The organism is Mycobacterium sp. MAC_080597_8934 (assembly GCF_000523975.1).
GTDB lineage: Bacteria > Actinomycetota > Actinomycetes > Mycobacteriales > Mycobacteriaceae > Mycobacterium > Mycobacterium avium.
This window is the reverse complement of the sequence record NZ_JAOS01000013.1, coordinates 161,928-184,230: the sequence shown is the minus strand read 5'-3', so window position 1 is coordinate 184,230 and position 22,303 is coordinate 161,928. Positions and strand designations below refer to the sequence as shown.

Genomic DNA, 22,303 nt, shown 5'->3' with positions numbered 1-22,303 from the left:
AGCGGCCGGGGTGCTGACCTACTTCTGCTCGTAGGTGCCGTGGATGACGGCGCGCGCGATGGCGTGCTGGAACAGGTTGAACCCGAGGAAAGCCGGGCTGGCGTCCTCGGGCAGGTCCAGCTTTTCGGTGTCCACGGCGTGCACGGCGATGTAGTAGCGGTGCGGGCCGTGTCCGGGCGGCGGCGCCGCCCCGATGTAGCGGCGCTGCCCGGCGTCGTTGACCAGGGTGAGCGCGTCGCCGGGCAGATTGCTGCCGTCGCCGGCACCGGCGGGCAGCTCGGTGACGTCGGCCGGCAGGTTGGCCACCGCCCAGTGCCAGAACCCGGAGGCCGTCGGGGCGTCGGGGTCGTAGACGGTGACGGCGAAGCTGCGGGTCTCGGCCGGGAAACCCGACCAGCTCAGCTGCGGGCTGACGTCTTCCCCGCCGGCGCCCATGATCCCGCTGACCTGGGGCTTGGCCAGGGTTCCACCGTCGGTCAGCGATTGCGAGGTCAGCGTGAAGGTCGGCAGCTTGGGCAGCGATGCGTACGGGTCAGGAGCTGTGCTCATGGCGGTCCTCTCGTGTGATCGGCTTGCGTCGGTCAACTAGCAGTGGGTCAGGAAGTGGGTCAGCACGTCGGTGCCGAACCGCAGCGCATCGATGGGTACCCGCTCATCGACACCATGGAACAATGCGGTGAAATCCAGGTCGGGCGGCAACCGCAGCGGACTGAAACCGAAACAGCGAATACCCAAGCGCGCAAAGGATTTCGCGTCCGTACCGCCGGACAGCATATACGGCACGGTGCGGGCATCCGGGTCCAGCGCCAGCACGGCGTCATTCATGGCGTCGACCAGGTCGCCGTCGAAGCCGGTCTCATAGGACGAGAAGTCCTTGATCCATTCCCGCGTCACGTCCGGCCCGATCAGCTCGTCGATCTCGGCCTCGAACGCCGCCTTGCGGCCCGGCAGGATCCGGCAGTCCACCACCGCCTCGGCGATCGCGGGGACGACGTTGGCCTTGTACCCGGCCTTGAGCATGGTGGGGTTGGCGGTGTCGTGCAGCACGGCCTTGAGCATGCGCGCCATCGGGCCCAGCTTTTCGACCACGCCGCGCAGGTCGCCCGATTGGGTGTCGAACGTCAGTCCGGTCTCCTCGCTGACCGCGGCCAGGAACTGGTTGACGGTGTCGGTCAGTACCAGCGGAAACTGATGGCGGCCCAGCCGGGCGACGGCCTCGGCGACGGCGGTGACGGCGTTTTGGTCGTGCACCATCGACCCGTGCCCGGCCGGGCCGCGGGCGGTGAGCTTCATCCACGACAGCCCCTTTTCGGCCGTCTCGATCAAATAGAGCCGACGCTCGCCGCCGTCGCGGCGCGGCACGGTCAGCGAGAAGCCGCCCACCTCGCCGATCGCCTCGGTGACCCCGGCGAACAGCTCCGGCCGGTTGTCGACCAGCCACTGCGCGCCGAACGTCCCGCCGTGCTCCTCGTCGGCGATGAACGCGAACACCAGGTCGCGCGGCGGCACGATGCCGGCCCGCTTCAGGTGCCGGGCCACCACGATCATCATGCCGACCATGTCCTTCATGTCGACCGCGCCGCGGCCCCAGACGAAACCGTCCTTGACCGCGCCGGAGAACGGGTGCACGCTCCACTCGGTCGGCTCGGCCGGCACCACGTCGAGATGCCCGTGGATCAGCAGCGCGCCGCGCGAACTGTCGGCACCCGGCAGGCGGACGAACACATTGCCGCGGCCCGGCGCGCCGGACTCGACGTAATGCGGCGCATAGCCCACCGCGGCCAGCTGCTCGGCGACCCACTGCGCGCACTCGGCCTCGCCCTTGGTGGTCTCCGGTTCGCCGGTGTTGGTGGTGTCGAACCGGATCAGGGTGCTGACCACCTCGACAACGTCGTCGCTCGGGTTGGCCGTCACCTCGCTCGCCCCGCTCTGGATGGTCACAACCTCCTTTCCTACCATTGCCGGAGGGCTCCCGGGCCCGGGCCCGAGCAGCTGGATTGGGTTAGCGGCGGGCAATCCGATAGCCTTAGCTGCCAACCCATGCCGGTTGGTCTTGTCCGAGTGGCGGAATGGCAGACGCGCTAGCTTGAGGTGCTAGTGCCCTACTAATGGGCGTGGGGGTTCAAGTCCCCCCTCGGACACAGCCGGCGACACGACTCAAATCGGCCGTCGCCTTAACTTGTCGCAGATGCGGATCGTAATCAAGGCGGAGCCCAAGGGTCGCGTACACCTCGGCGCGTTCCGCCCCGGTCGCCGCACCGAGCACAGCTGACAGCCCGCCCAGTTCCTCGACCAATTCGCTGATCTGTGCGGCAGACATGAGACGGGGCCGCTCCGCTTGCTCAAGACGGGCCTTCAGCTCGTCGCGCTCGGCGGTGCGGCGACGCAATGCGGCGGTCAAGTCCTCCACGGCCACGCCAGACTCCACGGCGGTAACCAAAGCAGCAACCTTGGCATTCGCCTCGCGAAGCTGGCGCTGTAGGGCGGCGTAGCCAGTACCGCCTGCCGGGTCCACGTCCTGCCCGCGTGCAAGGTCTTCCGGATCGGCCAGGGTGGCGATCCATTCGTCAAGTCGCGCAGTCACCTCGTCTTCACGGAGATAGACGGTGCGCGGATGATCACTCAGGTCAACAGGTACAGAACGCGACTTGCCCAGCTCACAACGGTAGAGGATGCGGGTCGTTCGTTTCCCGACGCGAGCGGCGCCCTGCATCCGCCGTCCACACGCGGCACAGAACAGGAGCCCGCGCAGCGCATACGGCACGGTCGATTCTCTGCTGCACACGAGACCGGGACCACGCCGTGCCTGCGTCCGAAGACGAACAGCCTGCACCAGTTCATCGGGAATCAGCGCTTCATGCGTGCGGCGGTCTGGTGCGATCCAGTCGGCCTGATCACGCCACCGCATACGAGTCTCGTACCCCGCCGCGACATCGTCGGGGCTGACCAGGACCTCGTATTTCTCCTGCTTGCCCCAAACACGGATACCGCGGTACGCCGGGTTGTCGAGTATCGCGCGGATCGCAGAATGGGACCAGCCTCGCGGGTCACGATGACGATTCCGCGCCGGGTCGTACTGGCTCGGTGACGGCACGCCATCGTCGGTGAGCTGTTGCGCAATGTAGCGCAGGCCCGCTCCGTCGGCGTACATGCGGTAGATTCGCTCGATGACCGGCGACGTCGCGGGGTCAGGTTCGAGGCGGTGAAGCCGCTGCCCAAGATTTGCCTTGGCAGGGTTTGGGTGCGGGCCGGCGTCGACGAGCCGGTAACCGTAGGGTGGTCGACCACCGAGGTATCTCGACGTGTCCTGCGCGAGTGCTGACATCGCCGTACGGACCCGCATCTGGATTCGTGCGCGCTCTCCCTTGCTCATGCCGCCGAACAGAGTCATCACCAGGTCGTGTGCCTCAGAACCGGGATCGACTGCTCCGCCGACCTCGGGTACCCACAGGCCGACGCCGTAGTGCGTGAGGATAGGGAAGGTGAGCGCGAACTGCGGCCCGTAGAACGCACGGGCGGGTTCCCCGATCACTACGGCATCAAAGTTACGGTCCCGACAAGCGACATCACCAAGGAGACGTGATGCCTCCGGCCTGCGCTTCCACGGCAGCGAACGGCTCTGTCCCACATCGAAGTAGTCAGCGGCGAGGACTCCGCCGTGCGGAGCGATCAGGTCTATGGCACGCCGCTTCTGCCAGCTGCGGCTCGCCTCCGGGTCTTGAGCGTCCTCCGTGCTCACTCGGCCATAGAAGGCGAACCTCAGGCTCACGCCACTCCCCTCCCTGATCCCAGCATCCGGTCCCGCACAGCCATTATCACGTCTACCAGCGCGCTGTTCGCCTCGCGCGGAAGTCGATAGTGGTCGGGCACGACAATTTCAACACGCCTCTCTGACATCGTCGGCGCATCGATTCGAGCGTCACGCTCATACCGGGCATGTGCTGTTCGGGATCCGTCAGCCATCGCTGCCCCCTTGCGAATCCCATCGTTGGTTGCGGGCTAGGCCACGGACTTCCATCAGTCCGATCCGGCGGATTTCCATGCGTCGGAGGGCCGCGGAGTTCACGAGGGTGCGGTCGCCGAGACTGGTGAGGCCGGCACGGTCAAACTCCCACACCACTAGATCATCGCCATCGGTGGAGTTGAAGCCGAAACCATGTTGGTGTCCAGTGCTTTTCAGACGTTGTTCACGTGTCCAGGTGGCGCGACGTTCGCGTAGCGCGGTCATCGTGGTGGAGTAGCGGCGGGATTTGCTGGTGATGTGGCCCCGGTAGCCCAGGGTGTGCAGCCACCGGCCGACACCGGCCAATCCCCTATCGGCGAGTTGGCTGATGGTGGTCAGGATCGCCCGGACGTGATCGGACACATCCAGGTCGGCGATGGCCTCGGTGGAGATGCGTCGTGCGCTGATCCCGACGTCAGCTAAGGATTTGGTGACGTATTTCGCGAGGTAGCGAGCTACGCGGTGGCCTGGCAGCACCCGGCCGTGTGATGAATCCTCCTGCACAGCAGGGCTGTCCGTGCCAGCGTGCCGGTTCTCGATGGGTTGGGTGTCGACTTGTGTGCCGAACCTGATCACCCGTGTCGCGGTATCTGAGGATGGGTCGGTGACCGTCACGGCTACGGTTCGAGCGGCCTGTTGGATGATGGTGGCCAGTTCAGTGGCTGTGAGGGGCGCTTGCCACTCCGGACCACCGCAGTTGTCGCTGTCGCGCGGGTCGAGACGGATCAGGGCATGAATATGTGGGACGAGCCGGGCTTGCAGCTCGACGACTTTGATGAAGCTGACCCGCACCGCATCCGGGTCGGCGCCCGAGGCGCGTAGCTCGCGGCGCAGCGCGCGTCGCAGGGTGATGGTGAAGCGTCGCCACAGTTCTGGCATATGCCAGGTGAACAGCACATGCCCGGTGTAGTCATAGCAGTCCGCGCAGATCGGCTGTCCCACATGGATGTCACCTTCTCCGTGGGTTGTGCTGCACCACAGTGGTTTTCCATGCGGGCAACGGCGGTAGCCGCCAGGCCCGTGGTGGTCGCGGCACACCCGGAGGCGCTTGTCGCCCGCACGTGCGGTGGTGTGGACCGGCCCGTAGCTGGGTGCGGTCAGCGTGACGAACACCTGCGGGCGGTCCGCCACGGCTTCGGGGATATCGTGGTGGCCGCCGGCGGTGCCAGCGTGCACGAGTTGCCACGTGTCGCGAGCGTAAAGGTCCGAGCACGACGGGCAGATCTGGGCGCGGCGGTTATTGCACCGTGTCCACACCACCCGATCGCGGCCGAACTCGTCGATACCCGTGAGTTGAATGGGGTTGGCGCAGAAGCCAACGGATTCCGCTCGCCGCCACCACGATTCGAACCCCATCGAGGACGCGCGGCGCACCATCTGATCCACCGCCGTGTTGGTGTCGATTGTGGCGGCTATGCCGGGCAACACCAGCGTGGGGGCCGTCGTTGCAATAGTCACCGCTGACCCCGATCGGTGTCAGTGCGCTCGCCGTTAGCCTGGTCGGGGCGGGTCGCGGCACGGGGCGCCCGGAATCGTGCTGCCAGGGTGGTGATGTCGTGGTCGGTGACGTGAAATGCCCGTACCCGCACCGGGCGGGCGGTGCCATCGATCATCATGTACCCGACACCCGGCGTCGCATCAGCGATCCGGTCGCACTCCGCACCGGCATCCCTTGCTCCCTGGCCGAGAACCATGGCGGTTTGAGTGGCTTCGGTCAACCGCAGCCCGATCCGCACGGTGAACAGCTGCCGCACTGACAGGGTGTCTTTGGCCGGGTCTTGTACCGCAGCCACCAGCGAAATGCCGACGGCGCGGCCTTGGGAGAGCAGCAGACCCAGCAGTTGTTCCATTTCGCTGCGCACCCTGCGATCGGTGACATAGGCGGTCAGAGCGGCGATCTCATCAATAACCACGACAAAAAGCGGTTCGGATGAGGTGGGGGTGTGCAGGCGCGTCTTGCCGCGTAACCGATTGGCGCGGGCGTGCATCACCTCCACCAGTTGCCGCAGCAGGTGCAAGGTCGAGTCGGTCGCGTCGTGGGTGAACACCGTGAACATCGGTCTTCCAGCGCCCAGTTCCATGCCGCCCTTGGGGTCGATGACGCAGAGCCGTACCTGCCCGGTTTTCACTGCGGGGGCGATGCCGGCGATCAGTGACCACAACACCGAGCCTTTGCCCGCGCCGGTCGCGCCAGCCACCAGCAGGTGGTTGCCGAGCAGAGGTAGGTGCCACCAGCGGCGGGTTTCGGTGATGCCGACCCGGACCGACCCCACATCCACCGCAGTCGTCGTCGTGGGCATGGGCAGAGCAATCGGGTCGGCCAGCGCGTCGCCTCGCATCAAGGTGATGCGTAGCTCTCCGGGCGCGGTCGCGCGGATGGTGATCCGGTCGGCACGCCAGGCGGCGGCCAGCGCCTCCGATTGCTTGTGCCAATCGGTCAGGGATTGGCCGGTCACCACGCGCAGCGCCAGGACGTCGGTCGTCTTGCCGATGCGCACCGACTGCAAGGTCGGCACCAAAGTGCGTTCGCCAAGTGTGGCGGTCAGCCCGTGCAGGGTGCACAGCGATTCCCAGGTGCGCGTGTAGCGCAACCAGGCTAACCAGCGCCGCCGCACCGGCTCGGTGACCCATCCGCGAAACGATCGCGGCTCCAGCCACGCCCATACCCCATACGCAGCAACGAGAGCAGTACCGACGATCAGCCCCGAGCGTGGGCCATGGGTGATGGCTATCCCCACGCTGGCGATGATCGGGATGCTGACGGCCGGGAAGAGCACCGCCCACCACAGCAGATATCCGAGCGCCTTGAACAGTGCGAGGATGAGGTCGGTGATCCAGTCGTCATCGTTGGATTGAGAGTTGTTGCCGTTCTTGTTGTTCGATGCCATGACAGGCGTCCCTCCGTGAGTGAATGGCCGATAGCAGCTCCGGTGCGGGGGCGCGACACCCACGAGCGCCGCGCCCCAGCAATCTCGTTACTTCTGCGCGCGGGACGCCTGGTCACTCTGCACAGCGGCGGGGTTCGTGGGCCGATGGCATCGGCGCGGAACGCCACACCGCTGCGATCGCCTTGAGCCCACGGGATGGCCACCAGTCCCGACACCGACACTGGCTGTGTCACTGTTACTTTCGGATCCCCAGCGACGGTGACATTGAGCACCTCACCGCCGCTGTCATCGAGCGCCAGCAGCTGCGCGGCGTAGAGCGGTACGCCGGTAGCGGTGTCGACTTTGGGGCTGCCGGTATCGAAGTTCAGCCGTGGTTCGGCCGCCCGCGTGACGATGAACCGGGTTCCTGACGTGTCGATTCTCAAACGCATTGTCCTGCTGTTCCTTTCGTGATCTGTCTGCGCCAGGTGAGGCGCTGGACTCAGTTCACATGGACACCGCGGACGTTGCGAGGACGTTTGCAGGCATTGCCGACACGACCCAGACATTTCCGACACGAGAGGGACATGACGCCGGACATCTGCGGGACATCACCGACCCAGTTTGAGACCGGCGCGTGGCAAACTAGGAACCACGGGCTGGGGACGGACAGGGACGACACGGGAAGATGTGCGCTGAGACGACAGACAATCAGGACGGCGATGCTGGCACCGCAGCAATCCCGAACGATCGCCTAGCACAACGGCTACGGACCAAGGGGCTGTCCCATCGGCGGTTTGCCACGGAGGCGGGTGTGGATGTCAAAACGGTCCGTCGCTGGTTGGCCAACGCCACCTACAAGGTCCGCGACGATAACGCCCACCGTGCCGCCGAGGTACTCGGCTGTACCCCGCACGACCTGTGGCCCAATCAATTCCAACCCTCCACCGCACGCGCGCTGGCGACAAACCCGGGTGGGCCGTTCACTGCGACGCTGTACGCCAGCCGCACCCAGTTACCGATCACTGCGTGGCAGCAGCATTTCGCCGACGCCGCCACAGGTATCGACATACTCGTCTTGGCGGCCACGTTCCTGTTCGACACGCTCGACGGATTTCTCGACACCCTGCTCGCCGCCGCCGCCCGTGGTGTTCAGGTGCGATTCCTCATTGGTGACCCCGACACCGCCGCCACGATCCTGCGCGGTGAGGAAGAAGGCATCGGCGAAGCCGTCATCGCACGCTGCCGCACCTCCGTCGAACTGCTCGCTCCGCACGCCGGCACACCGGGGCTGCACATCCGTACCCACGACACCACGCTGTACACGTCAACCTTCCGGGTCGACGACACCATGATCGTCAACTTCCACATCTACGGCTCACCGGGACGCAACAACCCTGTGCTCGTGCTCTCCCGCCACCACGAACCCCGACTGTGGGCCACCCTCGAACAAGCATTTGCCCATATCTGGGACAGTGCCAACCCACTGATCAGGAAAGGCTGATTCTGGAATGCGGACCGATTACTACAACGACCCCGACGCCCCCCAGCCCAACAGCGTGGTCCCGTCCGCCTCGGCCATCGTCACCGACGAACAAGGCCGCATTCTGTTGGTCAAACGCCGCGACAACACCCTGTGGGCGCTACCCGGCGGCGGGCACGACATCGGCGAAACGATCGCAGGCACCGCCGTGCGCGAAGTCAAAGAAGAAACCGGTCTCGACGTCGAAGTCACCGCCCTGGTCGGCGTCTACACCAACCCGCACCACGTCGTGGCGTTCACCGACGGTGAAGTCCGCCAACAATTCTCCCTGTGCTTCACCACAACCCTAATCGGCGGTGAGCTAGCCATAGACCACGAAAGCACCGACATCGCCTGGGCCCATCCCGACGACATCCCCACCCTGGATATGCACCCGTCGATGCGACTGCGCATCGACCACTACCTCCAACACCGCGACAAACCCTATCTCGGCTGAGCCACCGCGGTTAGAGCCAGTCGCGCACTCGCTGGACCGCGGCTAACAGCTCCTCGCGGCCCGCATCGACCGCGCGATGCACCGGATCCTCGGGCGCGTAACGAGTCAATACGTCGCTTAATCGATCATCGGCTGACACCGGCGACCCGTCCGGCCCGGTCGTCAAATCACAAAACGTCAACGCATCCAGAACGTCGCTGGGCGGATCACCGAACTCTGACAACCCCTGTAGACCGCGCTCGGATGCCTCCACATGCGCTCCGGTATGAAACGCGACCAGAGACGCAACCAGCTTCCCAAATCCGGCCGATCGAACAAACTCCGCCCCATCGAGCGGATGAAACCCCGTCCGGCGCACCGACGGCGCGTAGCCGATATCGTGCAGCCACGCCGCCGCCACCAAACAATCGGCAGTCTCTGCGTCGAAATGCCGACCAAGCTGCTGCGCTGCCGCCACCACACCCCGCACATGCGCCAACCGCCCAGGCTGCCCCACCAACCGGGCCTCGGCCTCCCGCCGCGCACGCTGCGCCAGAACCCCGCTCACACCACCAGCCTACGAGTCTCATCGCCGCCGCGCAGACCCACAGCTGATGCTCAGCGCAGCCGTGACCGCACAGGCCCCGCAGGAATCTGGCGGCTACCTGCGGGCTTCGCTCCGCTCCCTTTGCTCCCGTCCGCTGGCGCTGCCGTCCGCGCCGGTCGCTACGCTTCGCCCTCCGTCCGCCGCCCCACCAGCTGTCTACGACCAGTCAGCGCCCACACCTCAAAGGCCTCAGCACCCCGGGTCTCACGACAACCCAGACCTGTCCTCGCTCCTCGCCGCGCCGAGCTGCCGTGGCAGCAGGCGCGCAAACGCTCATACACCGCCTCCGACCTACGGTGTGAGAACTTTCTCTACTGATATCGAGGTATCCGAAACAGATTCCAGGGCAGCGTTGCTCACAGCCGCCACAGTCATGGCGGGGGATCAGTGTTCATGCTCGTCGACACCGGTGACCGCAGGCGCCGGCGCCTCCTTACCGATGCGTTCACGCGCCTCGGCCATCACGTCGGCGAGCTTGAGCCGGGCCGACTCGGCAGCCCTTTCGGCCTGCCGAGTCCCGCGCAGACCCAACTCCGTCGCCGCCACACGGGCTTGATGAATCGGCGCCTTGCCCACCACCTTGCATAGCAGCTCGTAGGCGCCCACCCCGACAACCCCGGCGAGTACCATCGTGCCCGACTTCCCGAAGGACTCCTGGATCTCCACCGCCATTTTTTCTGCTGGTTGGCACCCGTTCACGCTATCCTGCGAAGACTATGTCGGTTGCCGCGCCGACCGACCTGTCGCGACGATCCTCGTCTCACCGTGAGTCGTAATACTCTCGGGTGTCTTGCCCTGAGCTGTAAGTGGTTTGGTGCGTCCGGCGCGCACACCGTTGACGACGACGATGACCTCGGTGAGCTCGTGCACCAGCACCACCGCGGTCAGGCCGAGGAACCCGAACAACGCCAGCGGCATCAGCACGGTGATGATTCCCAGCGACAGTCCGACGTTTTGCCGCATGATCCGCCGCGAGCGGCGCGCGTGCTGCAGCGCTTGGGGCAGGTGGCGCAGGTCTTGGCCCATCAACGCGACATCGGCGGTTTCGATGGCGACGTCGGTTCCCATCGCCCCCATCGCAATTCCCACATCCGCGGCGGCCAGGGCCGGAGCGTCGTTGACGCCGTCGCCGACCATCGCGATCGGTCGCCGGGCACGCAGCTGTCTGACCTGTTGCGCCTTGTCCTCAGGGCGCAGTTCGGCATGCACATGTTTGATTCCGGCTTGGGCCGCCAGAGCGGCAGCGGTGGCGTGGTTGTCGCCGGTGAGCATCGCCACCTCGTAGCGGGCGGCGCGTAGGGCGGCGATGACCTCGCCGGCTTCGGGGCGTAGTTCGTCACGCACGGCGATGGCCCCGAGCAGCAGCGTGTCGCGTTCGACGAGGACCACTGTGGCCCCGGCTTGTTGCATGCGCGCCACATCATCGGCGAGGTCGGCGGGCTCGAGCCAGCCCGGGCGCCCCAGCCGCACAGCATGCCCGTCGAGTTGGCCGGTCAGCCCGGCCCCCGGGACGGCTTGCACGTCGCCGGCGGCCGTCGGGGCTGGGGCGGCGGCGAGGACGGCCGCGGCCAGGGGGTGCTCACTGCGGGCCTCCAACGCGGCGGCCACCGCCAGCACCTCCTCGCGAGTGGCGCCGTTGGTGGTGGCGATGTCGATGACAGCAGGCCGGTTGGCCGTCAACGTTCCAGTTTTGTCCAGGGCGATCCCGCCGATGGTGCCCAGCGCTTCCAGCGCGGCGCCGCCCTTGATCAGCACGCCGAGTTTGGAGGCGGCGCCAATGGCGGCCACCACAGATACCGGCACGGCGATGGCCAGCGCACACGGGGAAGCCGCGACCAACACCACCAGAGCACGTTCGACCCAGATCAACGGGCTACCGACGACAATGCCCGTCGCGGCGATCAACGCCCCGGCGATCATGATGCCGGGCACCAGCGGTCGCGCGATGCGATCGGCCAGCCGCTGGCTGGCGCCTTTGCGGGCCTGTTCGGCTTCCACGATGTGCACGATGCGCGCCAGCGAGTTGTCCTCTGCGGTCGCGGTGACCTGCACCTGCAGCACTCCCGAGCCGTTGATCGAGGCGGCGAACACGTCGTCACCGGGTCCGGCCTCGACCGGCACCGATTCGCCAGTGATCGCTGAGACGTCCAGGGTTGTGCGCCCGGCACGAATGATGCCGTCGGTAGCCAGGCGTTCCCCCGGTTTGACGATCATCTGATCACCGACACGCAGGTCGGCGGCGGCGACCACGGTTTCGATGCCCTCGCGCAATACGGTGGCCTGATCCGGCACCAGCGACAGCAGGGCACGCAGGCCACGGCGGGTGCGCGCCACCGCGTATTCCTCCAAGCCCTCGCTGATCGAGAACAAAAACGCCAACATGGCGGCCTCGCCGACCTGACCCAGTGCGACAGCGCCCGCCGCGGCGATGGTCATCAAGGTGCCCACGCCTATACGGCCCTCGGTCAGTCGTCGCAGACTGGAGGGCACAAACGTCGAGGCCCCCACCGCCAACGCGAAGACCTTCAGTCCCAGCGCGATCGGCCCAACTGGGGTGACCCATGCGGTAACCACCGAGGCGCCCAGCAGCACCCCGGACAGCGCGGCTCGTCGCAACTTGGAGACTTGCCAGAGCCGTTCCGGCTCGCACTCAATGTCATCGTGGTCGCAGCCGCAGGCATCGCTCACCACCCGCGGTCGCTGCCCGGCGACGACAGCCGCCGGACGGCCCGATAGCGTTCGCGCGGTCCAGTCGATGACGCTGTGCACTACACCGCGGATGTCAGCCGAGTGCGGGGCATACGCGGGCACCGACGCCGCGGGGATGTGCTGGGCATCGGCGATCGCCGACAGCACGGCAGCACTGTCGCAGCGCCCCGGCGAATACCAGATCACCACCGATGCCGTTCGCGGATAGGCATATACGGCCCGCACACCGGTCACCTTGCCGACCGTGTCCTCGATCGCGGCGGCCCGCACTGCGTCGAACCGAAACCCACTGGTATGCACCCGCATCCGGCCCGCCGCGTCGGATACGACGGTCAGCTTGGCGCCGGCATCAGGGCGAACGTCAGTGGTCAGCATCATCAGCCTCCGTGGTGGTGGTCGTCGCCGGATTTTGCCGCCGCCTGCGGTGGCCGCTTGCCCGCTTTGCCGGGACGCTTGCGAGGCTCAAGTTCCGCCGCCGCCTGCGGTGGCCGCTTGCCCGCTTTGCCGGGACGCTTGCGAGGCTCAAGTTCCGCCGCCGCCTGCGGTGGCCGCTTGGCCGCTTTGCCGGGACGCTTGCGGGGCGCAGGTTCAGCCACCGCCGGCGGTGCAACTTCCTCCTCGACTTCCTCACCGACGCGCTCTCGCGCCTCGGCGACCACGTCGACGACCGCGAGTCGAGCCCGCTTGACGCTTTTCTGGGCCTCACGGGCAACGCGCAAACCACAGGCGCTAGCGGAAACCGTCGCCTCCCGCCAGGGAACCTTCGCCCATGCCCTGCCTACGGCCTCAAACGCCGCAGCCCCCACAAAACCCGCCGTGGGTGCCGCCTTCGCCGAAAGTCCGTGCTTCACCATCCCGACCGCTCCCTTCCAAACGTTGCGCCATCACAGCGCTGCGGGCAGTCACAGCCCCCGCCGCCACCTTCTACTTCTGACCCCGGCCAACTCTCGGTGGCTGGCATCACGCCTCAATCACCTGCCGCACGTGCCTGAACGAATGACTGCTACCGACAAATGTCGTGTTCGTCATGCCCTGCTCCCAGCCGTCACAGGCCCGTCATCGGTCGGCGTGGCGATGCCCACCTCAATCGGCTCGTCCAACGAGACCCCCGTTCCAGCTCCGTCAGGGCGGGCGTTGGCCTTGGTGCCGTAGGTGGGGCACAGTGCCACCGCGTTGCCTGTCACCGCCAAGACGGCTTCCGCGGCGGCGAATAAGTCCAGCAGTTCGGGCACGGCCAGCGCGTAAAACACCTGCCGCCCCTCGGGTCGGCCGACGATAAGTCCACAGTCACGCAGGCACGCCAGGTGTGAAGACACCGTCGATTGCGGCAACCCCAGCATGCGGGTGAGGTCGACCACCCGCGCTTCCCCATGGGCGAGGTGGCGGACGATCGCTAGCCGGGTCCGATCCGACAGGCCATGAAACAACGCGACCGCGTCCGCCAAATCCTTACGCGGTGACGCGGCGGGCGGGACAGCATCGAGACTTTTCATCGACATAACCCGATGATAGCGGCCCAGCTAATTGATTACAAGCCTTCGGTGTCAACCGTCGCACATGGTGGCGGCTTTGACGTGACGCGATCACAACACCGAACTGGCCACGATGACCGACCGATTCACACTTGCACAACCGCTGACAGAGTCGGCGAATCGCGTGCGGCCCTCGCGTCCCTTCAGCAGGAGCAATCCTTGCCGCGTCAGGAGCGGATGCCCTGCCAATCGCGACGGCGGCGACCGCCAGCCCGATCGCGGGGTCGAACCACCAACCGCCGGACCAGCTGGCGATGATCGCCAGACCGACCAGAGCCGCGGCGGCCGCCGAGCCCAGCCCGCCGCCAGTATGTGGTTCGCCCGACCCACGAGCGGCATCACCACCAAGGCGACGCCCGTCAACTCGCTCACTCGCTCGGTTTGGTGCTGTGTTGATGCAGGTTGGGCACGCCGTCCCGGATGCCCTGCATTATTTGCTGAGCAGGGGGACGGTGTGGTCCTGACACCGGGTGATCGCAGGAGCAAGAGAGGCTGCCAAAGGGACTGGGATCGGCGGTGGCTCGGGCCGCCACGCTCAACGCGATACCGGCACAAGCGAGGAGAGCCATGAAGAGCCTGAAGCACTTCGCTGTGGCGTTCGTCGTTCTGAGGAGGAACTTCCCCGGCCCTGGTCCGGGCTGGGCATCCGATTCGCTCCGTTGATGCGCATAGCTCCTGCCTCGTTCTCGGATCACGGGCGGTGCACTGGCCCGTGTGGTCCGGCGCAGTGCTCGCCGCCGTTGTCGCCATCGGCGACAGTGTGGTCGACTTGCAAGGTGGTGTGCTCGAGACCGAACTCGTCGTGCAGCACCGTTTCGATGTGGGAGCGAACCATGCGGGAGTCGGCGTCGTCAGCGACGAGTACGTGCGCTGAGAGTGAAGGTTGGCCTGACGTGATCTGCCAGACGTGCAGGTCGTGCACTTCGATCACCTGCGGTACTGCGACGACCCTGGCGCCGATCTCGGCCGGATCCAGGTTCGCTGGGGCGGCCTCTAAAAAGATCCTGCCAGATTCGCGGAGCAGCCCCCAGCCGGCGCGCGCCATCAATGCAGCCACAAGCAAGGCGGCAATGGCATCGGCGCGGGCAAAGCCAGTCACCCACACCACCAGACCGGCAACCGCGGTGCCGATGAACGCGTATAGGTCGTTGAGGATGTGCTGAAAAGCGCCTTCTACGTTCAAACTGGTGCGGTTCGCGCGGCTGATCGACCAGGTAGCGCCAATGTTCACCACGATCCCGGCCAGCGCGGTGAACAGCACCAGCGGGCCCGCAACTTCTGGCGGGGCGATAAGCCGACGCACCCCCTCATAGAGGAACCACGCCGTCAGCAACAGCAGTGTGATCCCGTTGGCCTGTGCCGACAGGATCTCCACCCGCTTGAAACCGTAGGTGTAGCGGCCCCGCGCCGGACGGTCAGCCAGCCGGATCGCGATCAGCGCCAACATGATTGACGCCGCGTCGGTAAGCATGTGGCCGGCGTCGGAGATCAACGCCAGCGAGTTCGCTACAACGCCGATAACCACCTCGACGCCCATGAAAGCGACGATCAAACCGAGCGCGGTTGCTAGCCATTTGCGGTCCGCGTCCGCGGACACCCCATGGCCGTGGTCGTGAGCTTGGCCGTGTGCGTTGGCCCGCTCCACCGGGGGGCGGGGCGCTTGGCACCTGGGATCAGTGGTGTCCACCGCGATAACCTCCGTGGCGGCCACCGTAATAACCCTCGCCGAACAACCCGCCTAGAAAGCCTCTCGGGCGGGCGCCCTCGACATACACCGGCTGCGCCGGGTACTGCTGCTGCGGCGGATAGGGGCTCGGAGGGGATTGGGGTTGCTGCTGGGCGGAATAGAATTTGGCTTCGGCCTCGGCGAGCTGCTCAAGCTCGCCGCGGTCCAGGAATATGCCCCCGCAGCCGGTGCATTGATCGATCGTCACCCCGAACCGCTGCACCGGCAACATCTGCGATACACACCGCGGACACTGCAGGGGCGACTCCCTGGTCTCGGCTGATCCGCGCTCATCGTTCACTTGACCTCCCGGTGCTGATCGCAGCAACGTCCACAGGCTAACAAATAATAGAATCATTCGCATGTATGAATGAAAGTCGCGCGTAAGGTCGTCCTGGGCTGACCTGGCTGACGCCGGTCAGTGGGAGGATGCGGGCGCGGGCTCGGGCGTGAATATCGCGCGAGCCGCCACACTGTCACGTCGACGGGCATGCAGCAGACTGGCAGCCGCCACCGTGAGGCAGGCGGTCGCCGGCAATATCAGGGCGTGGTCGCCGATTCGGCCGCCGATCACCGCCCCGGCGGCGCCGCCGCCAAGGAACAACACCACCGTGGTGACCAGAACCGTGGCCTTCCACGTGTCGAGCCCGTGACGACGGCTGCGGCCCAGCATGAAGCCGAGGTCGGTCATGGTGCCGGTGAAATGCGTGGTACGGATCGTCATCCCGCGAAAATTCGACGTCATGCCGTTTTGCAGCCCACACGCGGCGGCGGCCAGCAACACCTTGATTCCCGCAAGTCCCCCGGCGGTCGCCGCGAGCAGCAGCGCGGCTTCGCCGACCAGGACTGCAGCGTGGCGCGGGCCGGTGTTGGTCCGCGTGCCACCCAACATAGCGCCGGCGCCCGCGGCGCCACACAGGAACCCGAACACGATGAGCACGATCATGCAGCTCTCATACAGCAGCGGATTGGCTGAATCCATGCCCAACTTGGTGGTCAAGGCGGTCAGGTTGCCCACTGGGAACGCCAATACCAGCAACGCCACCGAATTGACGAACCCGGCGACTGCGGCCAACAGCCCTCCGTAGCCGAGAACGAGTAACCGAGTCGGCCAGTCTTTAGACGTGAGCTTTTGCGGCATCGTCTCTTTCATCTCCAGTGATCGGCGCGACGCTAACGCGAGCGCCTCAGCAGCGACACCACCATAGCCGCCAAACGAAAATCCTCGCCGAAGCGAGCGACGGTGCTCCCTGAATGCGGCCCATGCGCTGACCCAGCGGCTCGTGTGGTTGGCGCTCTTGCATGCGCAAATTACTATATGTTGCTATGGGGTTCAACCGGTCCTCTTCGCGGTCTGCTCGTTGTCGTGTTAGCGGTGCCCGGGCTGGGATGGCACCGCTGACGTCGCGATGCGAAAATCCCGAGGGGATTGACGAGCTGCTGGTTGTTCGCATTGGGCTGCAAGGCCCGTCGGTGTCGCAGTTGACCGCGATCCGGCGGCAGGAAATCCTCAACCTTGTCGGCCGATCAATGAGCAACCACCACCGGGGTGACCTGTAATGCGCAGGCACACGTTCGCCACTGGCGGGACGCGAGGACCGGAATGAACCCGTTCTCGGCGAAGCGGTCGATGATCACTGCTGTTGTGTTGTCGGCCGCCGGGCTGCTCTGCGCGCCGCCAGCATGGGCGGATCAAACAGATGACGCGTTCCTCGCGACGCTTGAAAGACACGCGGTCGTCGTGACCGACGCCAACACCTCGATCGCAATGGGACACGCCGTGTGCGCGGGACTGGACAAAGGCCAAACGCCTATCTTCGTGGATCTGTCGCTGGTGAAGGACACGAATCTGTCGGCACATGAAGCCGGGTACTTCATCGGCGCCTCGGTAACGTCCTACTGCCCGCAACATAAGAGCGAGCTCGACGGTTCGGCGTTCTAGCCCGATGCCCGCGTGAAATTAGGTTAGGCGCGGCCCATTGCGTCCGGTGCGCCGGCCACTGTCTGTGCCACAACTCGCGCTGTTGGGGCCGGCGTCCGGGTGCGCGGTCTGATCCGCGATGTGGGCTATTCATCCGATCTGACCGCCCGGATCTCTGAGGCGAAGACTTCACCGGCAATGTATGTCGATATTGCAATGCGTCTATGTTAACGTCGGTTGGTGACGCGGTGAACGTCTGCCCATCAGGGGCAGACCCGGGAAGGAAGGAACGAAGAGTAATGCTGCACGGGTTATTGGGTAAGGCGGGCGCGGCGGTGTTTACCGGCTTGGTCGGCGTGAGCGCCTACGAAGTGGTGAAAAAGGCGGTGGGTAAGGCGCCGTTCCGCCGAGCTGCGGTCGCAACGACGGAGCTGGGTTTGCGCGGGACACGGCGCGCTGAGGTCGCGGCGGAGTCGGCGCGCCTGAAGGTGTCGGACGTGGTCGCCGAGGCCCGTGAGCGCATTGGCGAAGAGGTGCCGCCTCCCGCCGCTGCCGACGTCCACGACCACGACCACTGATCGCTCGATATGACCGTTGTCGATGACACCGTGTTGCCGGTCGTGTCGGATGCCGGTGGGCGGATGCGGGTGGTGGTCCCATGGGTGCAGGCGAATTCGCGTCGCGCTGTGGCGGTGGAAGAGTCAGTAGGACGGCAACACGGCGTGCGGGCGGTGCACGCCTATCCGCACACTGGTTCGGTGGTGGTGTGGTATTCGCCGAGACGTTGCGACCGTTCCGCAGTGCAGCGGGCAATCGCGGAGGCCGCCCATATCGCCGAAAATCTGATTCCGGCGCGCTCACCCCGATCAGCCGATGTGCGTAACACCGAGGTGCTGCGCATGGTGATCGGGGGGGCGGCGCTGGCCCTACTGGGCGTGCGCCGCTACGGGTTCAAACGGCCACCGCTGCTGAGTCCGACCGGTCAGCTGGTGGCAACCGGCGTGACCATCTTCACCGGGTATCCGTTCCTGCGCGGCGCCTTGCGTTCGCTGCGGTCAGGCCGCGCGGGCACCGACGCGTTGGTCGCTGCGGCCACCGTGGCCAGCTTGGTGCTACGCGAGAACGTGGTGGCGCTTACCGTGTTGTGGCTGCTCAACATTGGTGAGTATCTGCAGGATCTGACCGTGCGGCGGACTCGGCGGGCCATCTCCGAGCTGCTGCGCGGCACCGCCGACACCGCCTGGATTCGCCTGAATGACGGCAGCGAGGTTCAAGTCTCGATCGACACCGTGGAGATCGGCGATCAAGTGGTAGTGCACGATCACGTGGCCATCCCGGTCGACGGTGAGGTGATCGACGGGGAGGCGATTGTCGACCAGTCCGCGATCACCGGGGAAAACCTGCCGGTCAGTATCACCGCGGGATCGCCGGTGCACGCCGGTTCGGTGGTGGTGCGTGGACGGTTGGTGGTGCGCGCCAGTGCGGTGGGCAGTCAAACCGTGATCGGACGCATCATCACCCGCGTCGAAGAGGCGCAACTCGATCGGGCACCGATTCAGACTGTCGGCGAAAACTTCTCCCGTCGTTTCGTTCCCGCCTCGTTCATCCTGTCTGCGCTCACCTTAGTGCTGACCGGGGATGTGCGGCGCGCGATGACCATGCTGTTGATCGCCTGCCCGTGCGCGGTGGGATTGTCCACGCCGACAGCGATCAGCGCCGCAATCGGCAACGGCGCCCGCCGCGGCATCCTGATCAAGGGCGGCTCCCATTTGGAGCGGGCCGGCCGGGTGGACGCGATGGTGTTCGACAAGACCGGCACGCTCACCGTTGGGCGCCCAGTGGTCACGAATATCATTGCGTTGCACAAGGATTGGGAACCAGAACAGGTCTTGGCCTATGCGGCCAGCTCCGAGATCCACTCGCGTCATCCGCTGGCCGAAGCGGTAATCCGCTCGACCGAGGAACGCCGCATCACCATTCCCCCACATGAGGAATGCGAGGTGCTGGTGGGACTGGGCATGCGCACCTGGGCCGACGGTAGGATCCTGTTGCTGGGCAGCCCGTCACTGCTGCGTGATGAACGTGTCCGCATCTCCAAGAAAGCTACGGAGTGGGTCGACACGCTGCGCCGCCAGGCCGAAACCCCGCTGTTGCTCGCGGTGGACGGCAAGCTGGTCGGGTTGATCAGTCTGCGTGACGAGGTCCGCCCCGAGGCGGCCGAGGTGCTGAAGAGATTGCGGGCCACCGGGATACGCCGGATTGTCATGCTCACTGGCGATCATCCCGAGACCGCTGCAGCGGTCGCCAACGAACTCGGTATTGAGGAGTGGCGCGCCGAGGTGCTGCCCGACGACAAGCTCGCAGTGGTGAAAGCCTTGCAGGACGAGGGTTACGTCGTGGGGATGGTGGGCGACGGTGTCAACGACGCCCCAGCGTTGGCGACCGCCGACATCGGGATCGCCATGGGATTGGCTGGCACCGATGTGGCCGTCGAGACCGCCGACGTCGCTCTGGCCAACGACAATCTGCAACGTCTGCTCGACGTCCCGGACCTGGGTGCGCGTGCGGTCGAAGTCATCCGGCAGAACTACGGCATGTCGATCGCCGTGAACGCCGCTGGCCTGCTGATCGGCGCCGGCGGCGCACTATCGCCGGTGCTCGCCGCGATTCTGCACAACGCGTCCTCAGTCGCAGTCGCCACCAACAGCTCCCGGCTGATCCGCTACCGCCTCAGCGATACCGCCTTGGGTAATGCCGGGGACCGCGGCACTACTACCCAGGGTAGTCTGCAGTTGCCAGGCGGCTCGGTGCGTCCGCTGGTGGCCCAAGAATCATCCCGTTGACGGCGTCACTTCGGATTCACACCCTTGGGCTCGCCCCTCGTCCTGCGAGCCCAAGGTCGTGAGTTCGCAAGCAATGCTCGTCGAGGAACGAGCTGCGACCGCCAGTTCATGACGGTCTGCTACCCGGCCCCGCGGTAGCACCAAGCGTCCAGCCGCGTCCAAGATGGATCCAGGCGCTGAAAGTTGAAATCCTGCACCGGCATACTTGGTTGGATCAGCGAGTGTGGCGGTCGTGGATGCCTTTCGCCCGCGCCCGTAAAATGGCCAAATGCAGCCAGTGAGGTACTTTGTGACAAATTCCGGTCCGGCCAATGGTCCGGGCGAGTTGCTTGACGATGCGTGCTGCGCAGCGTCCGCGCAGAATGCGCCGGCAGTGTTGGCCGCAGATGCGGGGTGGCTGCGTGCGGCCGGCGCGGCCCGCGCTCTGGCGTGGGTGAGCCTGGTCTTTCTGGCCATTGAGGCCGCCGTGGGGCTGTGGCAAGGCTTGGCTGCTGGGTCAGTCGCCCTGACCGGCTGGGCGCTGGGTAGTGTGGCCGAGGGTCTGGCCGGCGTGGTGGTGATCTGGCGGTTCACCGGATCGCGGATGCTGTCGGCGACGGCTGAGCGCAGCGCCCAACGCGGTGTGGCGGTGTCGTTTTGGATGACAGCCCCCTACATCGCCGCCGAATCGGTGCACCATCTGTTCGGTGAGCGCCATCCCGACACCAGCGTGATCGGCATCGTGCTGACCGCCTTCGCGGTGCTGCAAATGCCGCTCCTGGGCCGCGCCCAACGAATTCTCGGTGCGCGATTGGACTCGGCGGCCACCGTGGCCGAAGGCACCCAGAATTATTTGTGCGCTGTTCAGGCTGCCGCGGTGCTCATTGGCCTGGCGACGACCGCAAACTGGTCCGGCGGTTGGTGGCTCGATCCGGTGATCGGGCTGGGCGTTGCCGTCGTCGCGGTCTGGCAAGGCTTTCGATCCTGGCGAGGTGAGGACTGCGGCTGCTAACCATCGATGCAACGCCAGCAACCACGGCCGTCGCGGGTGAGACCGCAAGCTGAATCGATGCACGTGCATTGCGCAAGCCCGCCGATGCCGACCTCCCTTTCTCCTGCGGCTCGGGCGGTTTCGGCGAGCCCGAGCAAATAGCCGTCACCGATGTTTACCCGTTGGTGGTGGCTATCGACGGCATTAGGGTCGTACGATCTAGCGGCCGCGCCCACCGCCAGTATCTTCGAGCTCCGCGTCGTAGGCGCGTACCAATTCCACAGCCGCCACATCGATCAACCGGTGCCCGAGCACATCGGCGCGCAACAACACCTCACCGTCGCGGCGCTCGAAGCTGCGGAGGTCGATTGTGTTCTTGGCCAACACAACTCGCTGCGCGGCGTACTCGTTGATGGAAGGGCTGCCGATAAACACCCGCCGCCGACCTACCCCGGCCACGATCCCAGTCACCCGCGGATGATCGTCGGCGCCCCGCAGTCGCACGATCACGTCCTCCACGCGGCCTACAGCCTCGCCGGAGCGAGCCAAAACCGGCGAACGCAGCAACTCCGACAAGTGGATCACCGGCCGCGCCGCGTCGTGCTCGACCGCAGCCTGTGATGCATTCATTACATTCTCCTCAAACGCGATAGAGCCGCCAGCGGTCTGCACTCAGGGCTCAGGGCCCCATACTGGCGACCCGTGGTGTCCAATCCAGGGCCAGGTTCGCAGACGTATCAAGCTACGGCTGTACGGGCCGATAAGCATGCGCCCACACCTGCGTCGACGGCCACCGCCATGAGCACACCACTGCGTCTATGGTCGGCCGCAGAACCTGGTTACCTACCCCATTACAACCACGCCCAGCAAATCATCGGCACAACAATCCTCGCCACGATCGCCGCGATCACGGTGGTGACATCATCATCATCCGCATCATCCAACGTCGACGGGGCCGAGAACGATCGAACCGGGTTCGCCGGCGATAGCGCGTGCCACCCGGTTACTGTCTGCTGAGAAATGCACGACGGTCATCGGTAGGCCGATTGCAATCAACTGTGTGATTGCCGAGTTCGTTGGCCGAGCGTGGTACTGCTTGCTGAGGTCCCCGAGCCCACGCACCTGCGGCAGTAACCATGGGGCACAATCGTATACACCCCGGCAGCG

Annotated in this window: 19 protein-coding genes, 1 tRNA gene and 2 pseudogenes; 7 read left to right on the top strand and 15 right to left on the bottom strand. The window is 65.8% G+C overall.

Annotation, left to right across the window (positions count from 1 at the left end):
• Positions 1 to 18: 18 nt before the first annotated feature.
• Together NF20_RS07345 and NF20_RS07340 are read right to left on the bottom strand one after the other, a co-directional pair.
• On the bottom strand, positions 19 to 549 hold the full coding sequence (locus NF20_RS07345) for a YbhB/YbcL family Raf kinase inhibitor-like protein (RefSeq protein WP_003872213.1): 531 nt from the start codon (positions 547 to 549) through the stop codon (positions 19 to 21).
• A 36-nt stretch (positions 550 to 585) separates the two neighbouring features.
• On the bottom strand, positions 586 to 1,941 hold the full coding sequence (locus tag NF20_RS07340) for a M20/M25/M40 family metallo-hydrolase (RefSeq protein WP_003878107.1): 1,356 nt from the start codon (positions 1,939 to 1,941) through the stop codon (positions 586 to 588).
• 114 nt (positions 1,942 to 2,055) lie between these two features.
• Between NF20_RS07340 and NF20_RS07335 the strand changes: the two genes are divergently transcribed.
• Positions 2,056 to 2,141: transfer RNA gene (locus NF20_RS07335), tRNA-Leu, on the top strand.
• Here the strand turns inward: NF20_RS07335 and NF20_RS26120 are convergent.
• The 4 genes and pseudogenes from NF20_RS26120 to NF20_RS26115 form a co-directional block, all read right to left on the bottom strand.
• Complete coding sequence (locus NF20_RS26120) at positions 2,123 to 3,769, bottom strand: recombinase family protein (protein WP_023899425.1); 1,647 nt, start codon at positions 3,767 to 3,769, stop codon at positions 2,123 to 2,125. The genes NF20_RS07335 and NF20_RS26120 overlap by 19 nt on opposite strands.
• 186 nt (positions 3,770 to 3,955) lie before the next feature.
• On the bottom strand, positions 3,956 to 5,461 hold the full coding sequence (locus NF20_RS07325; protein ID WP_014380003.1) for a replication initiator: 1,506 nt from the start codon (positions 5,459 to 5,461) through the stop codon (positions 3,956 to 3,958).
• Positions 5,458 to 6,891 carry an FtsK/SpoIIIE domain-containing protein gene (locus NF20_RS07320; protein WP_014380002.1) on the bottom strand — a complete coding sequence of 478 codons (1,434 nt, stop codon included), beginning with the start codon at positions 6,889 to 6,891 and terminating at the stop codon, positions 5,458 to 5,460. The genes NF20_RS07325 and NF20_RS07320 overlap by 4 nt, the downstream gene beginning before the upstream one ends.
• An 87-nt stretch (positions 6,892 to 6,978) precedes the next feature.
• Positions 6,979 to 7,322 (bottom strand): annotated as a pseudogene (locus NF20_RS26115) (hypothetical protein).
• A gap of 236 nt (positions 7,323 to 7,558) precedes the next feature.
• On the opposite strand from NF20_RS26115, the gene NF20_RS07315 reads away from it, so the two are divergent.
• On the top strand, positions 7,559 to 8,374 hold the full coding sequence (locus NF20_RS07315) for a helix-turn-helix domain-containing protein (RefSeq protein WP_019733121.1): 816 nt from the start codon (positions 7,559 to 7,561) through the stop codon (positions 8,372 to 8,374).
• 7 nt (positions 8,375 to 8,381) lie between these two features.
• A complete protein-coding gene (locus tag NF20_RS07310) occupies positions 8,382 to 8,849 on the top strand; it encodes an NUDIX hydrolase (RefSeq protein WP_014379999.1) in 468 nt (155 codons plus the stop codon).
• Between the two features lie 10 nt (positions 8,850 to 8,859).
• Here NF20_RS07310 and NF20_RS07305 read toward each other — a convergent pair whose 3' ends face one another.
• From NF20_RS07305 to NF20_RS07275, 8 genes are all read right to left on the bottom strand, one after another.
• Positions 8,860 to 9,396, bottom strand: coding sequence for an HD domain-containing protein (locus tag NF20_RS07305; protein WP_033712782.1), 537 nt, complete (start codon positions 9,394 to 9,396; stop codon positions 8,860 to 8,862).
• A 423-nt stretch (positions 9,397 to 9,819) separates the two neighbouring features.
• On the bottom strand, positions 9,820 to 10,101 hold the full coding sequence (locus tag NF20_RS07300) for a DUF1490 family protein (protein WP_369798138.1): 282 nt from the start codon (positions 10,099 to 10,101) through the stop codon (positions 9,820 to 9,822).
• A 48-nt stretch (positions 10,102 to 10,149) separates the two neighbouring features.
• Entirely contained in the window at positions 10,150 to 12,516 is a 2,367-nt protein-coding gene (locus NF20_RS07295; protein ID WP_224120009.1) for a heavy metal translocating P-type ATPase, read from the bottom strand.
• 5 nt (positions 12,517 to 12,521) lie between these two features.
• Positions 12,522 to 12,998, bottom strand: coding sequence for a DUF1490 family protein (locus NF20_RS28900; protein WP_075362272.1), 477 nt, complete (start codon positions 12,996 to 12,998; stop codon positions 12,522 to 12,524).
• A 171-nt stretch (positions 12,999 to 13,169) separates the two neighbouring features.
• On the bottom strand, positions 13,170 to 13,643 hold the full coding sequence (locus tag NF20_RS07290; RefSeq protein ID WP_014379994.1) for an ArsR/SmtB family transcription factor: 474 nt from the start codon (positions 13,641 to 13,643) through the stop codon (positions 13,170 to 13,172).
• 724 nt (positions 13,644 to 14,367) lie between these two features.
• On the bottom strand, positions 14,368 to 15,273 hold the full coding sequence (locus NF20_RS07285) for a cation diffusion facilitator family transporter (RefSeq protein WP_014379993.1): 906 nt from the start codon (positions 15,271 to 15,273) through the stop codon (positions 14,368 to 14,370).
• 76 nt (positions 15,274 to 15,349) lie between these two features.
• Entirely contained in the window at positions 15,350 to 15,703 is a 354-nt protein-coding gene (locus NF20_RS07280; protein WP_075362273.1) for a zf-TFIIB domain-containing protein, read from the bottom strand.
• Between the two features lie 117 nt (positions 15,704 to 15,820).
• The gene (locus NF20_RS07275; RefSeq protein WP_033712808.1) at positions 15,821 to 16,543 is read right to left on the bottom strand and encodes a YoaK family protein; all 723 of its coding nucleotides are present in this window, start codon (positions 16,541 to 16,543) and stop codon (positions 15,821 to 15,823) included.
• A gap of 462 nt (positions 16,544 to 17,005) precedes the next feature.
• Here NF20_RS07275 and NF20_RS07270 point away from each other — a divergent pair, with 462 nt between their 5' ends.
• The 4 genes from NF20_RS07270 to NF20_RS07255 all read left to right on the top strand — a co-directional run bounded on the left by NF20_RS07270 (position 17,006) and on the right by NF20_RS07255 (position 21,157).
• Entirely contained in the window at positions 17,006 to 17,344 is a 339-nt protein-coding gene (locus NF20_RS07270) for a DUF732 domain-containing protein (RefSeq protein ID WP_014379989.1), read from the top strand.
• 278 nt (positions 17,345 to 17,622) lie between these two features.
• On the top strand, positions 17,623 to 17,901 hold the full coding sequence (locus NF20_RS07265) for a DUF1490 family protein (RefSeq protein ID WP_014379988.1): 279 nt from the start codon (positions 17,623 to 17,625) through the stop codon (positions 17,899 to 17,901).
• Positions 17,902 to 17,910: 9 nt separating this feature from the next.
• Positions 17,911 to 20,166 carry a manganese-exporting P-type ATPase CtpC gene (ctpC, locus tag NF20_RS07260; RefSeq protein WP_033712784.1) on the top strand — a complete coding sequence of 752 codons (2,256 nt, stop codon included), beginning with the start codon at positions 17,911 to 17,913 and terminating at the stop codon, positions 20,164 to 20,166.
• 268 nt (positions 20,167 to 20,434) lie between these two features.
• Positions 20,435 to 21,157, top strand: a complete 723-nt coding sequence (locus NF20_RS07255) for a cation transporter (RefSeq protein WP_196236150.1) — start codon at positions 20,435 to 20,437, stop codon at positions 21,155 to 21,157.
• Between the two features lie 210 nt (positions 21,158 to 21,367).
• Here NF20_RS07255 and NF20_RS07250 read toward each other — a convergent pair.
• Positions 21,368 to 21,766 (bottom strand): annotated as a pseudogene (locus tag NF20_RS07250) (PRC-barrel domain-containing protein); the annotation flags it as partial.
• Between the last annotated feature and the right edge of the window lie 537 nt (positions 21,767 to 22,303).